This is a genomic window from Desulfovibrio sp. UIB00 (assembly GCF_022508225.1).
Classification (GTDB): Bacteria; Desulfobacterota; Desulfovibrionia; order Desulfovibrionales; family Desulfovibrionaceae; genus Desulfovibrio.
Window position 1 is genome coordinate 424,121 of record NZ_JAETXJ010000003.1, and the last position, 13,911, is coordinate 438,031.

General features: G+C 59.5%; 13 protein-coding genes. 8 read left to right on the top strand and 5 right to left on the bottom strand.

Annotated features, from left to right (window positions below; genetic code table 11):
* Nucleotides 1-82: 82 nt before the first annotated feature.
* Both JMF94_RS07425 and ispG read right to left on the bottom strand, forming a co-directional pair.
* On the bottom strand, nt 83-1,813 hold the full coding sequence (locus tag JMF94_RS07425) for a proline--tRNA ligase (RefSeq protein ID WP_240824507.1): 1,731 nt from the start codon (nt 1,811-1,813) through the stop codon (nt 83-85).
* Entirely contained in the window at nt 1,813-2,886 is a 1,074-nt protein-coding gene (gene ispG, locus JMF94_RS07430) for a flavodoxin-dependent (E)-4-hydroxy-3-methylbut-2-enyl-diphosphate synthase (RefSeq protein ID WP_240824508.1), read from the bottom strand. Before ispG ends, JMF94_RS07425 begins: the two co-directional genes overlap by 1 nt.
* A 457-nt stretch (nt 2,887-3,343) precedes the next feature.
* Between ispG and JMF94_RS07435 the strand changes: the two genes are divergently transcribed.
* The 4 genes from JMF94_RS07435 (at nt 3,344) to ychF (ending at nt 6,303) form a co-directional block, all read left to right on the top strand.
* Nucleotides 3,344-3,988 (top strand): FlgO family outer membrane protein, encoded by a 645-nt coding sequence (locus JMF94_RS07435; RefSeq protein ID WP_240824509.1) that lies wholly within the window; start codon nt 3,344-3,346, stop codon nt 3,986-3,988.
* A gap of 12 nt (nt 3,989-4,000) precedes the next feature.
* On the top strand, nt 4,001-4,354 hold the full coding sequence (locus JMF94_RS07440) for a hypothetical protein (RefSeq protein WP_192111967.1): 354 nt from the start codon (nt 4,001-4,003) through the stop codon (nt 4,352-4,354).
* An 8-nt stretch (nt 4,355-4,362) separates the two neighbouring features.
* A complete protein-coding gene (locus tag JMF94_RS07445; RefSeq protein WP_192111968.1) occupies nt 4,363-4,971 on the top strand; it encodes a FlgO family outer membrane protein in 609 nt (202 codons plus the stop codon).
* A gap of 231 nt (nt 4,972-5,202) precedes the next feature.
* Nucleotides 5,203-6,303: a redox-regulated ATPase YchF gene (gene ychF, locus JMF94_RS07450; RefSeq protein ID WP_215647852.1), complete on the top strand. Its 1,101-nt coding sequence runs from the start codon at nt 5,203-5,205 to the stop codon at nt 6,301-6,303.
* Between the two features lie 351 nt (nt 6,304-6,654).
* Here ychF and JMF94_RS07455 read toward each other — a convergent pair whose 3' ends face one another.
* The gene (locus tag JMF94_RS07455; RefSeq protein WP_240824510.1) at nt 6,655-7,989 is read right to left on the bottom strand and encodes a UDP-glucose/GDP-mannose dehydrogenase family protein; all 1,335 of its coding nucleotides are present in this window, start codon (nt 7,987-7,989) and stop codon (nt 6,655-6,657) included.
* Between the two features lie 164 nt (nt 7,990-8,153).
* Here JMF94_RS07455 and JMF94_RS07460 point away from each other — a divergent pair, with 164 nt between their 5' ends.
* From JMF94_RS07460 to JMF94_RS07475, 4 genes are all read left to right on the top strand, one after another.
* On the top strand, nt 8,154-8,525 hold the full coding sequence (locus tag JMF94_RS07460) for a holo-[acyl-carrier-protein] synthase (RefSeq protein WP_240824511.1): 372 nt from the start codon (nt 8,154-8,156) through the stop codon (nt 8,523-8,525).
* A gap of 1 nt (nt 8,526) precedes the next feature.
* Nucleotides 8,527-10,194, top strand: a complete 1,668-nt coding sequence (locus tag JMF94_RS07465) for an NAD(P)H-hydrate dehydratase (protein ID WP_240824512.1) — start codon at nt 8,527-8,529, stop codon at nt 10,192-10,194.
* Nucleotides 10,182-10,673, top strand: coding sequence for a tRNA (adenosine(37)-N6)-threonylcarbamoyltransferase complex ATPase subunit type 1 TsaE (tsaE, locus tag JMF94_RS07470; RefSeq protein WP_240824513.1), 492 nt, complete (start codon nt 10,182-10,184; stop codon nt 10,671-10,673). The genes JMF94_RS07465 and tsaE overlap by 13 nt, the downstream gene beginning before the upstream one ends.
* Nucleotides 10,674-10,734: 61 nt before the next feature.
* The gene (locus JMF94_RS07475; protein WP_027180909.1) at nt 10,735-11,958 is read left to right on the top strand and encodes an aspartate kinase; all 1,224 of its coding nucleotides are present in this window, start codon (nt 10,735-10,737) and stop codon (nt 11,956-11,958) included.
* A 107-nt stretch (nt 11,959-12,065) separates the two neighbouring features.
* Here JMF94_RS07475 and JMF94_RS07480 read toward each other — a convergent pair whose 3' ends face one another.
* Complete coding sequence (locus JMF94_RS07480) at nt 12,066-12,710, bottom strand: HAD-IA family hydrolase (protein ID WP_240824514.1); 645 nt, start codon at nt 12,708-12,710, stop codon at nt 12,066-12,068.
* A gap of 36 nt (nt 12,711-12,746) precedes the next feature.
* Complete coding sequence (locus JMF94_RS07485; RefSeq protein WP_240824515.1) at nt 12,747-13,784, bottom strand: polysaccharide deacetylase family protein; 1,038 nt, start codon at nt 13,782-13,784, stop codon at nt 12,747-12,749.
* Nucleotides 13,785-13,911: the final 127 nt, after the last annotated feature.

Genomic DNA, 13,911 nt, shown 5'->3' on the forward strand with positions numbered 1-13,911 from the left:
CAGCTCTCCCCCTGCTGCGTGCGTCATGTTCTGCATCACGCCCAATACAAAGGGGAAGGCTTGTTTTTCGTCAGTACAGCCCCTAGGCCTGCTGCTGCGCCCACCCCTCGCGAACCTTGGCAGCCCAGGCGGAAAAGGCTTCAGCCATGGCATCGGCGGGCAGTTCGCCCTTTTCGCCGCTGCGGCGATCCTTGCATTCCACAATGCCCTTGGCCAGGCCCTTGCCGCCCACCACAAGCTGCATGGGAATACCCAGCAAATCAGCATCCTTGAACTTGACGCCGGGGCGTTCGTCGCGGTCGTCCATGAGCACGTCCACGCCCATATCCTTGAGCATGGCGTAAATCTGCTCGACCTTGGCGTTGACTTCTTCATTGCGCGGGTCAAGGTTCAAAAGGATGCAGTCGTAAGGAGCCAGCGGCGGCGGGAACACAATGCCGTGCTCATCGTTGTTCTGCTCGATGGCTGCGGCGGCCACGCGGGAAACGCCGATGCCGTAGCAGCCCATGATCATGATCTGTTCCTTGCCGTTTTCGTCAAGGAAGGCGGCATGCATGGCATCGCTGTATTTGCGGCCAAGCATGAACACGTGGCCCACTTCAATGCCGCGCGTCAGCTCAATGCGGCCACCGCAGCGGGGGCATGTGTCTTCTGGCGTGATGGCTCGCAGGTCGGCCCAGGCGGTCACCGTGGCGTCGCGCTTGAGGTCAACATGCACAAGGTGGGCATCGCCAGCGTTGGCACCTACCACGTAATCTGTAGTGCCTTGCAGCTCGGCATCAGCGTAGACCGGAATTTCCAGCCCCACAGGCCCGGCAAAGCCCACCGGTGCCTTGGTGATCTGCTGCACGGTGGCGGCGTCGGCCATGACCACATCCTGCGCGTTGAGCAGGTTCTTGAGCTTGATGTCGTTCACTTCGCGGTCGCCGCGCACAAGCACGGCAACGGGCTTGCCGTCCACCTTGAAGAGCATGGTTTTGACAACGGAGGAGGCAGGCACGCCCAGCAGGGCCGCCACTTCTTCCACCGTGTGGGCATTGGGTGTGGCGACCTTTTCGGCCGGAGCGCAGGTCTCCGTGCAGGGCTTGCCTTTCCAGACCACCTCGGCGCGCTCCACGTTGGCCGCGTAATCGCAGTGATGACAAAAGGCGATGGTATCTTCGCCCGTTTCAGCCAGCACCATGAATTCGTGTGAGAAGTTGCCGCCGATGGAGCCGGAGTCGGCCTCAACTGGGCGGAACTTAAGGCCAAGGCGCTGGAAAATACGCTTGTAGGCCGCGTGGCAGGCCCAGTAATTCTGCTGTGCGCCTTCTTCCGTGGCGTCAAAGGAATAGCCGTCCTTCATGATAAATTCGCGCCCGCGCATGAGGCCAAAACGGGGGCGGATTTCATCGCGGAACTTGGTCTGAATCTGGTACAGACGCACAGGAAGCTGACGGTAGGAGCGCACTTCGCCGCGCACGAGGTCGGTGATGACTTCTTCATGCGTGGGGCCAAGGCAGTATTCGCGCTCGTTGCGATCCTTGAAGCGCAGCAGTTCCTTGCCGTAATGCTCCCAGCGGCCCGATTCTTTCCACAGGTCGGCGGGCTGCACCATGGGCATGAGCAGTTCTTCAAAGTAGGCGGCGGCCATTTCTTCGCGCACGACGCGGCTTATTTTTTCAATCACCTTCAGGCCCAGCGGCAGATAGGTGTACATGCCCGAGGTAAGCCTGCGCACCATACCGGCGCGCAGCAAAAGCTTGTGGCTGATTACCTCGGCATCCGCCGGAGATTCCTTGAGGGTGGGAATATAGCAGTTGCTGAAACGCATTACTGTGATTCCTTTTCGTTGAGCAGTTGTTGCAGTTCTTCCATAAAAGCCGCCAGCAGGGCCTCCTGCCCTTTGACCGAGCGGATGACCTCGCCCTTGCGAAATATGATGCCCTTGTCGCGCCCGCCCGCAACGCCCAGATCGGCCTCGCGGGCCTCGCCCGGCCCGTTGACCACGCAGCCCATGACCGCCACCTTGATGTCGGCCTTGGAGGTGGCTAAGCGGTCTTCCACCGCACGGGCCAGCGAAAACAGGTCAATCTCCGTGCGCCCGCATGTGGGGCACGAGATTATTTCCGGCCCGCGCGAGCGCAGGCCAAGGGCGCGCAATATTTCCCACGCCACGGTTACTTCTTCCACCGGGTCGGCGGTGAGCGAAACGCGCAGGGTGTCGCCAATGCCCTCGTGCAGCAGAATACCAAGCCCCACGGCAGATTTTACCGTGCCGCGCATGAGGCCCCCGGCCTCGGTAACGCCGATGTGCAGGGGGTAGTCGCAAGCTTCGGCAAGCTTGCGGTAGGAGGCAATGGTATCAAGCACAGAGGAGGACTTGAGCGAAATTTTGGTATTGTAAAAGCCGCGCGCCTCAAGCATGCGCACATGGGTGAGAGCACTTTCCACCAGCGCCTCGGGGCAGGGGCCGCCGTACTGCTGGAGCAGGCGCTTTTCCACCGAGCCGGAGTTTACCCCCACGCGAATGACCGCCCCGTGGGCCTTGGCGGCATCCACCACGCGGTCCACGTGCTCCTTGGGGCCGATATTGCCGGGGTTGATGCGCAGGCCTTCAAGCCCGGCCTCCAGCGAGGCCACGGCAAGGCGGTAATCAAAATGTATGTCCGCTATGAGCGGCAGGCGCGTACCCGCGCGGATGGCGGGCAGGGCCGCAACGGCAGCCTCGTCCGGCACAGCGACGCGCACGGCCTCGCAGCCGCGCGCCTCAAGCCGCGCAATCTGCGCAAGCGTTGCCTCGGCATCGCGGGTGTCTGTATTGGTCATGCTCTGCACCATAACAGGCGCACCGCCGCCAATGGAAAGCCCGCCCAGACGGATGGCGCGGGTTGTGTGCTTTTGCATGCTTCCCTCACAAAAACAAGTGGAGCCACGGCCAAAAGCCACGGCACTCCGTAAACGAGTCTTCTATGCTATTTCCCCCTGCAAGCCAAGTGCGCGCAGCACGGGCCTCGCTGCGGCCTTTGCGGCAAGCCTTGCCGCATGCATGGAGTTTCTGTGCCGCATAAAACCCCATTTGGACAGCGTGGCAGTAAGCGACCGTGGGGCAAACACGATGTATGGAACGTGTCTTGCAAAGTTCTGAAAAAAGGCCTCAGGCTGACGTTTTTTCCGTCAGCACTCAAGTTGACGGCCATTGTGACGATAAGACTATGGTAAGAGCAGTTCTGCTGGGCTGTGGGCAATAGCCCCTGGCAAGCGAGGAATTATCCCGCCTGGGATCTATCGGGATCACGGCGCGAGGAGCTGCATCAGAGCAATTTCACTCGGGGTTTGTATGCATATAATGCCGCGTCTTCTTATGCTTTGCACACTTTTGCTGCCGCTCTTTTCCGGCTGTAGCAAAAGCGGGCCTTCCGCGCTTTCGCCCGGCTATACGGACGCCGTGGAGCTGAAGCTCAAAAGCCGCGAACTGGCCGAGCAGATGCTTGCCACCATGCCCAACGACGCCATTCAGGGCTTTGTGGCCATGCCCACGGCCTTTGTGAACCAGAACAACACCTCGCAAAGCTCGCCCATGGGCCGGCTCATGGCTGAATCTCTGTTTTATGAATTCAACCAGCGGGGCTTTCCCACGCGCGAATACAGGCTGAACGGGGCCATCAACGTGCAGGGCGGGCGTGATGACCTTGCACTTGCCGCCAACCAGATGGTTTCAACCACCGGACAAAAATGGGCCGCCCTTGTTGTGGGCACCTATTATGTGGACAAGGACGCAACCTTTATCAACGCCCGGCTGGTGCGCGCCAGCGATGGCCTTGTGATGCGTACGGGCCAGCTTGTGCTGGTGAACACGCCCATTGTGACGCGCATGGCCGAGGCCGACGCGCCTCCGCCAGTAAAGGCCACAGCCAGCAGCGCCCCAGCCAAACCGGCCCCAACTTCGCTCTATACGCCTGCCAGCAGCATCAGCAGCGGCACGCTTGTAATCAAACAAGGCCGGTAAGCCGGAATTGCCATGAAAAAAACGTTGAACAACATCTGCGCACTTTGCCTTATGGCCGCATGCGCCCTGCCCCTTGCGGCACTGCCAGCCAGCGCGCTGGCCGACAGCATGTCGTCTTACAACGGACAGGCCAATGATGCCCAGGCAAAGCGCGAGGCAAAGGAACGGGCCAACTATCTTTCTGATGCCAACGAGCACAGCATGGTCTATCTTGGTCAGGCCCGTCAGTTCCGCGAACAGGGACGCTATGAGCTTGCGCGGCAGCGCTATCTTCAGGCTCTTTCCATCTGTGCCGACGACCAGACCCTTTATGTCATAAAAAGGGAGCTGAACGGCGTTGAACTGCTTTTGCGCACCATGCGCTAAGGATCACCATGAACCGCTTCTTCGTTACCATTCTTGTGCTTGCGGCCCTGCTTTTTCCGCTCACGGCGGCGGCAGCCGGAAACGTGCCCACTGCTGCCGTGAGCATTGCCAAGCAGCTTGACGAACAGATCATGATGCGCTTTTCGGGCGACAGTCAGGACATGAGCCGTAAAGACCGCGAATCCTTGGCCCGCGCCCGCATCATGATCATGGGCACCACCCCGGTCAACATCAACAACCTTGATGAAGCATCCCCGCTGGCGCGCCAGATGACGGAAGAAATCTCCCGCTGGCTCATCAATGCGGGCTACCGCTTTCAGGAACTGCGCAAGGGGCGCGATATCCGCTTTGACAAGCTCAAGGGCGAATTTATCCTGACGCGCGATGTGCGCCAGCTTGCCAGCCCCAGCGGCACCAGTCAGGCGATACTGGCGGGCACCTATGTGACCACCAGCGATCAGGTGCGCTTCAGCATCCGGCTTATCCACACCTCAAGCAATGAGGTACTGGCCATGGGCACGGCCACTGTGCCCATTACAGACGACCTGCGGCCCCTCGTGCGCGAACCCCGCCCCGGCGACGGGCTTGCACCCTCCGTGAGCACACGGCTTCAGTAGCGTCCTTGCCTCATACGCGCTTTGCGTCTATAACATGCCCGCGCCTGTCTGTTTGACGGCGCGGGTTGCCTTTGTGGCAGCCGCTGTTTTCAAAAATTCCGTTTTGCCCGCCGGGGCAATTGCGTAAACGATCCGTGAACCCGGGCCGCTGATTTTGCTGGCGGCCAATCCCGCGCGGGCACGCCGCCCACTGCGGGCTATACGCCTTTTTGCGCGCAGCAAGGAGACAACATGTCGCTCAGTATTGGTATTGTGGGCCTGCCCAACGTTGGCAAATCCACCCTTTTCAACGCCCTGACCAAGGCCCAGAATGCCCAGGCCGCCAACTACCCTTTCTGCACCATCGAACCCAACAAAGCCACGGTGGCGGTGCCGGACAAACGGGTGGATGCCCTGACCGCCAAGGCCAAGCCCAAGAAGACCATCTACGCCAGCGTGGATTTTATCGACATTGCAGGTCTGGTGCGCGGCGCAAGCAAGGGTGAAGGGCTGGGCAACCAGTTTTTGGGCAACATTCGCGAATGCGCGGCCATTGTGCATGTGGTGCGCTGCTTTGAGGATGAAAATATCACCCACGTGGACGGCGGCGTTGATCCCCTGCGCGATGTGGACACCATTGAAACCGAACTGCTGCTGGCCGACCTGCAAAGCGTTGAAAAACGCCTGGACAAGCTGCAAAAGCTTGCCAAGTTTGACAAAAACGCCAAGGCGTCTGCAGAAATCATGCAGACCCTGCTGGCTCAGCTTAACGACGGCAAGCCCGCGCGGGGATTTGACCTGCCTGATAACGAAAGCTTCCTGACCACATGGCGCGAACTTGGCCTGCTCACGGCCAAGCCCGTTATTTATTGCGCCAATGTGGATGAAGCCGCCGTTGCCGAAGGCAATGAATTTTCCGCAAAGCTTGAAGCCTTTGCCAAGGAACGCCAGTCGGGCTTTGCGCGCATTTGCGCCAAGCTTGAGGAAGAACTGCAAGGCCTGCCCGATGAGGAACAGGCGGAACTGCTCTCCTCCTACGGCATTGATGAAAGCGGCCTTGTGCGCATCATCCACACCGGCTACGCTACCCTTGGCCTGTACAGCTACTTTACAGCCGGGCCGGACGAAGTCCGCGCCTGGACCATCCACAAGGGCTGGAAGGCCCCGCAGGCCGCTGGCGTTATCCATACCGACTTTGAACGGGGCTTTATCCGGGCCGAAGTTATTTCCTACGCCGACTACATGAGCCACGAAAGCGAAGCCGCTTGCCGCGCCGACGGAGTCTTGCGCGTGGAAGGCAAGGAATACGTGGTTAACGACGGCGATGTCATGCACTTCCTGTTTAACGTGTAGGGGCTGTTTCTAAATAATTCTTTTGGCCGATCACTGCGTCATCCAGCATTTTTTACTCCAGTCATGGACAGAAAGCGCTGCTGTCTTTATCCGTAGCTTCCTTCGTCGCAACGGCAAAAGCGAGTCCACTCCTGTCGTAAAAAACACTGTTTTCCTTGTCCTCGGCGCAAAATCTTTTATTTAGAAACAGCCCCTAGAGCAGATTAACTTTGAAATACTTCTCATTTCAAAGTGCTCATTATATAAGGCCAAAAGGCTCTGTTCCTGTGGAACAGAGCCTTTTTTATGACAACAGCCGCCCGGAGCTGACGCTCCGGGCGGCTGTATTGTCTCATGGTCTGGGGGCTGTTCCTAGTTGGCGCGGCGGCCAATGCAGAAGTACGCAAACCCACGCTGCGCCATGAAGTTGGGCGAGTACAGGTTGCGGCCGTCAAACAACAGGGGGGCGGTCAGCAGGCCCTTGATCTTGTCGAAATCGGGGTTGCGGAACTGGTTCCACTCCGTAACCACCAGCAGGCCCTGAGCGCCTTCGCATGCGCCGTACTGGCTGTCCACAATTTCAACCAGCTTATTATCTTTGAAGATTTCGCGGGCATTATCGGCGGCAACCGGGTCAAAGGCGCGAACCTTCATGCCGGCGGCGGTAAGCTCGTTGACAATACTGATTGCAGCGGCTTCGCGCATGTCATCGGTATTGGCCTTGAAAGCCAGCCCCCACAGCGCAAGGGTTTTGCCCTTCACGCCGCCCTGCGGAGCAAAATATTCCATGATGCGGCCAGCCATGTGCTTTTTCTGCCGGGCGTTGACGTCTTCCACAGCGTTGAGCAGCTTGGGTTCCACGCCAGCCTTTTCAGCGGTGTGGATGAGCGCCTTTACGTCCTTGGGGAAGCACGAACCGCCGTACCCCACGCCGGGGTAGATGAACTGGTAGCCAATGCGGGTGTCGGAGCCGATGCCGGTGCGCACGTCGCGCACGTCCGCGCCCACTTTTTCGCAAATGGTGGCGATTTCGTTGATAAAGGAAATCTTGGTGGCAAGCATGCAGTTGGCCGCGTACTTGGTCATTTCTGCGCTGCGCACGCCCATGACGATGATCTTGTCGCGGGTGCGGGCAAAGGGCGAATACAGTTCGCGCATCAGCGAAGCAGCACGGTCGGAATCCGTACCAAGCACAACGCGGTCGGGCTTCATGAAGTCGGAGATGGCGTCGCCTTCCTTGAGGAACTCAGGGTTGGAAACCACGTCCACCTTGTAGGACACGCCGCGCGCGGCAAGCTCTTTTTCCACGAGCGCGCGCACTTCGTCAGCGGTACCCACGGGAACCGTGGATTTGTCCACAACCACGAGGTCGTTCTGCATGTGGCGGCCAATTTCGCCAGCCACCTGACGCACATAGCTCAGATCGCACGAGCCGTCGGGCTGGGGCGGGGTGCCAACGCAGATAAAGGCGCAGTCGGCATCCGCAATGCCATCTTCAAGACGGGTAGTAAACTTGAGGCGGCCATCAGTACGGCTGTGGCGAACCATGGGTTCAAGACCGGGTTCAAAAATATGCACGGAACCGGCATTGAGCTTTTCCACCACAGCCGGGTTAACATCCACGCAGGTCACGGTATTACCCATTTCAGCAAAGCACGCGGCGCTGACCAAGCCAACATAGCCGGTCCCGATAATGCACAACTTCATACAAAATTTCTCCGTACGTTCCCACAGCCAGCGCGCTTGACGTTACAGCGGGGAACGGGTCAGAATAGTTTAGGTTGAAAGGCAACCAATACGCTAATTTTTTTTAATGGGCAACAGCCCTATTTGCAGTACATTTTGCCCGTACTGCATATGGTGGATAACTGATGATCATAGGCATTGGGACAGACATTACGGAACTGGCACGTATCAAGGCAAGTTACGACAGGTTTGGGGAGCGCTTTTTGCAAAAGATCCTTACCCCAGATGAGCTGAAACTCATGCCGGAAAGCCCCATTGCCTACATTTCCGGTCGGTTTGCCGCCAAAGAGGCAGCGGTCAAGGCGCTCGGCACTGGCTTTAACGAGGGAATTGGCCCTCACCATATTGAGGTGCTGCGCGGCCCTGCGGGGCAACCCCAACTCCATTTGCACGGCCCTGCACTTGTGCGGGCTGAAGCTCTGGGCATGCGCGCCGCCCACATTTCCATAAGTCATGACCGCAACGCCGCCGTGGCGGTTGTGGTGCTGGAGGGATAACATGCCCACCTCATTTGACGATCTGCTCCCTCCCCTTCCCCTGCCTGCTGAAATGCGCCAATGGGATGCGGAAGCCATAGCCCTTGGCCTGCCCGAAGAACTGCTGATGGAAAATGCCGCCAGAGCGGCCTTTGACGTTCTGCGTGAATACCAGCCACGTCTGGCGGGTCTGCGCGTCTGGCTGCTTATGGGCAGCGGCAACAACGGCGGCGATGCCGCATGCCTTGCGCGGCATTTACTGGACGTGGGCGCGGAACCGCTGGTGCTGCACACGCGGCCCCTTGCCTCCTGCAAGGGAGCCTGCGGTAAACATGTGCGCATTGCCAGAGCCGCAGGCGTTGCCTTTGAACGCTGCCGCCCGGCGGTCTTCCGAAGAGCGGAGCTCCCCCATATTTTTGTGGACGGCCTGCTGGGTACAGGCTTCAGTGGTCAACTGCGACCAGATGCGCTGGAGCTTGTGCGCTCGGTCAATACGCTGCAAAACCGTGCCTTTGTGCTGGCGCTCGACATTCCCTCGGGGCTTGACGGACGCACCGGGCAGCCCATGCCGGAGGCTGTGCGCGCCACAGCCACAGTCAGCTTTGCGGCTGCCAAGCCGGGGCTGGCCTTGCCCGAGGCGCGCCCCTGGACGGGCGCACTGCACGTGCGCAGCATTGGCATTCCCCTTGCCGCCCGGCGCAAGGCCCCCTGCTCTTTTTACGTGGCTGACGGGCATTGCCTCGCCCCACTTGCGGCGATTCAGCCCGGTGGCTTCAAAAACTCCTACGGGCATGTGCTGGTGATTGGTGGCGCGCCCGGTCTTGGCGGAGCAGCGCATCTTGCCGCCCGTGCGGCCCTGCGCGCAGGCGCAGGCCTTGTAACCGCCGCCGCGCCCGGTGCTGGCATTGCGGATATCAAGAACGGCTGGCCCGAAATAATGACCCTGCCGCTGGGCGAGAGCGAACGCCAGTGGCCCGCCAGCCTGCCGCAAAACTTTTTGGAACTGGCCCAACGCTGCGCCGCCCTTGTGGTCGGCCCCGGCATGGGCCGGGGGCAGGACGCTGCGGCCTTTGTTGGATCTCTTTTGGCACTGGACCACAGACCGCCAACAGTATTTGACGCCGATGCCCTGATGCTGCTGGCCGGGCGGCAAGACCTGCTCGAGCACATAACCGCAGATGATATTCTGACGCCCCACCCCGGCGAAGCGGCAACCCTGCTCGGCTGTTCCGCAGCGGATGTTCAGGCCGACCGGCAAGGCGCGCTTGAGCGCCTGCGCGGCCTCTGCCGTGGCGTGATTATTCTTAAAGGAGCGGCAAGCCTCATAGGGCAGGCTGACGCCCCAACCCTGCTCTGCCCCTACGATGTGCCGCAGCTTGCGGTGGGCGGCTCCGGCGATGTGCTGGCGGGCTGCGCTGGCGGGCTGCTTGCCAGAATGTTGCCAGGTATGCAGACCGCAATAGAGCAAGCGCAAGTACACAACAATACCGCAAATCAGCCCTTAACCCCATCCCACATGCTGGCCGGGCAGGCAGCGGCCCTGCACGCCCTCGCGGGCAAAAACCTTGCCGAACAATGGCCCCTCAGGGGCAATACGCCTTCGGCAGTGGCGGATGCATTGCCGCAAACCCTCTCTGCCTGCATGGCAGCCTGCGAATCAAAGGACGACATTCTGCCATGGCCCAGATAATCCTGCGCAATCTTTCTGATACCGACCGCCTTGGACACATGCTTGCCGAGGCTGTCGCCACCTGCGGCATTGCGGCATTGTTGCTGCGCGGCCCGCTTGGCAGCGGCAAAACCACGCTCACACGCGCCCTTGTGGAAGCCATGCCCGGCGGGGATCAGGCCGAGGTGGGCAGCCCCTCGTTCACGCTCTGCAACTACTACCCCACCAAGCCGCCTATTATACACAGCGATCTGTACCGCAGCCCCGGCAGCCTGCCCGATGAAATTGCCGAAGGTCTGGACGATCCGCAAATCCTGTCTGTGCTGGAATGGTCGGAATACCTGCCCGAGGCGGAAATGCCGCAAGATTATCTGGACATCTCGTTGCAACCGTGCGAAGAAGGTCGCCTACTGACGCTGCAAGCTCATGGCCCTATTGCTGCTGAGCTTTTGCGCCACCTGCGCCGAAATTGGCCTGTGGACAGTCCTGACCACGGGTAACCAGTTCCGGGGTGGGCTGACCTGTTGTACCCATCAAGGATTGAGGACAATGGATACAGGCATGAAAATTTTGGTCCAGAAATTTGGCGGCACTTCCGTTGCCAAGCTGGAGTGCATGAAGCAGGTACGCGAGAAAGTGCTGGGAGGCCTTGCCAAGGGGTATAAGGTCATTGCGGTGCTTTCGGCGCGGGCTGGCGACACCAACAAGCTGCTTGCCCTTGCTGATGAATGGTCTTCCACGCCTGACCGCGCGGAAGTTGATTCTCTCGTTTCCACTGGCGAACAGGTTTCCATCAGCCTGTTCACCATGCTGCTCAAAGATGCGGGCATTCGCGCCCGCTCGCTGCTCGGCTGGCAGATTCCCATCACCACGGACAACGATTTTGGACGTGCGCGCATTCGCTCCATCGACAGCAATTCCCTGCGCAAATACCTCAACGACTACGATGTGCTTGTGGTCGCCGGGTTCCAGGGTTGCACCGAAGATGGCCGCATCACCACGCTCGGGCGCGGCGGTTCGGACACCTCGGCGGTGGCGCTGGCCGCCTCCCTCGGCTCTGTGGAATGCGACATTTACACCGACGTTGACGGCGTTTACACCACCGACCCCAACATTTGCTCCACGGCCCGTAAAATGGACCGCGTCGCCTATGAGGAAATGCTTGAAATGGCAAGCATGGGGGCCAAGGTGCTGCATATCCGCTCGGTAGAATTTGCCAAAAAATATAAGGTTCCCGTGCGCGTGCGCTCTACGTTCAGCGATGATCCAGGCACGCTTGTCACTCAGGAGGACTCCACCATGGAAGCCGTACTCGTTTCCGGCATTGCATATGACAAAGATCAGGCCCGCGTGACCCTGCGCGACCTTCCCGACGTGCCCGGTACGGCTGCGGCGGTGTTTGGCCCTCTCTCCGAAAAGGGCATTCTGGTCGACATGATCGTGCAGAACACCAGCCAGGACGGCCACACCGACATGACCTTCACCATCTCGCGCAAGGATCTCAAGCAGACCTTGCAGATGATGGAAGAAGTGGCCCAGAAGACCGGCGCGCGCGAAGTGCTGCACGATGTGAGCGTTGCCAAGGTTTCCGCCATCGGCGTGGGCATGCGCAACCATTCCGGAGTTGCCGCGCGGGCATTTGCCGCGCTGACTCAGGAAGGCATCAATATCCTCATGATCAGCACCTCTGAAATCAAGATCACCATCCTGATTCAGGAAAAGTACGTTGAGCTTGCCGTGCGTATTCTGCACGACACCTTCGGGCTGGACTGGGATCTGGGCTAAACGCCCGCAGACAAGTTTGCTGACATATTGAACAAAAAAACTCCCCGCTTCGGGGAGTTTTTTTGTTATCGTTTATTATCCAAGGCCGATGCCGACCATGGCAACAATCAGGTAAGGAGCAGTTGCCGCAGCGCGGGAACATCCTCACACAACTTGTCCGCCCCGGCTTCTTCAAGCTCGCCGCGCGAGCCGTATCCATAGAGTACGCCCACGCCGTCCATACCTACGGCATGCGCCCCCAGGATGTCATATTTTCGGTCGCCCACCATCAGGCATTGCGCCATATCCGCAACACCGCACAGGCCGCAGGCATGCCGCAGCACGGACGTTTTGCTGTTGCGCGGGCCGGTCAGCTCCGCGCCCGCCACATGGTCAAACAGGCCGGCAATGCCAAAATGCTCCAGAATACGCTGGGCAAAGGGTTCCGGCTTTGACGTTGCCAGCGAAAGCACCCGGCCCTCGCGCCGCAGATCGGCCAGCATGTCTGCCACGCCGTCGTAAAGCGCATTTTCAAATATGCCCGTGACTGAATAATATTCACGGTATTTCTGCACGGCCAGTTCAGCCTTGGCTGTGTCGCCCCCAAACAGCTTGCCGAACGAATCCTTCAGCGGGGGGCCGATAAAATACAGCAGTTCATCGTCAGCCCGGGCAACATCAAAATACTTCAGGGCATGCTGCACAGAGCGGATGATACCGATCTTGGAGTCTGTCACCGTGCCGTCAAGATCAAAAAAAAGGTATTGCTTCACGAAGGGGATTCCTTGCTTCGGGTTTCAGACGAAGGACTACTCGCCGTTAAAGGGCGTATGCCGCCCGGTGCCGTCAACACCAAACTTGCTGTCCAGCGCCTTGTTGTCGCCCGGCGAGGTAAAGTAGCCGTTCATGGTGCGTTGCGGGACGCCCATGCCAAGCAGGGTACTCACAGAAACGAAATTGTAGCCTCTGCGGCGCAGTTCCGCCACAGTCTCGCGCAACAATTGCGCCGAGCCCTTGGGCACGAGATTGGCGTGGAACAGCAAAATGGAGCCCGGTTTGGCCTGCGAGGCAACCAGATGGGCCTCGCGCCGCGCATGTTCGATATTGGTATTGTCTGCGCCGGATTCCGCCACCACATCCCACTGCACAACCTGCATGCCCAGCTTTGCCAGCGCCTGCAAAGACTCGTCGCTGCAACGCCCGTAGGGCAAACGAAACAGTGTGGGTACAGGCTGAATGACCGGTTCCGGGCGACCCTGCGCCCTGGCATCGCGCAAGGCCTCCTCGCGCAGCAGCTCATACTGCGCCTGCGTCCACAAAACCTGGGCGCGCAGGCCTGCCGGAGAAAGCAGGGCAAAATTGCCGTGCGACCACGCATGGTTGGCTATTTCAAACTGCGGCTCGGTCATAATTTGCAGCACACGTCGGGAATGGGTACGCATCCACTTGCCGCCCATAAAGAGCGTGGCCGGGATATGCTCGGCCCGCAAAAAGCCCAGAATATCCATATCGCAGCCGGTGGTGACGGTGTCCAGCTCGCAAAGATCAAAGGTAAGGGCAACCACCTTGTCCCCGCCTGCCAGCGCTACCCGCCGGATGGTACCCACCGCATCGGGCCCGAGCGGAGGAAGCACCACGGCAGGCTCGCGTTTGACGGGCGGGGTTGCATCGTTGCGCAAAGCCTTGCGGGCATCCTGCGCATCGGGCGCCCATGAGGGGGACGAAGCAGCAGACACCGCATCAGCCGCAACAGAGGCAGTGCATATGCCCGCAAAAAAAAAGATAACGCCTGCCGAAAGAGCAACAATAAGCCGCAACCGCAAAACCGGGCTGACTGAGCTGAACATAGAGGGAAACTCCTGCGCCGCGCTACGGCGTCAAACAGCAACTTTTGGGAACAATAGCCCACGGATTAGTGCGTTGTACACACAGTGAAGCCTTTTTCTGCCAAGCAGGTCTATATCCTTTACACAA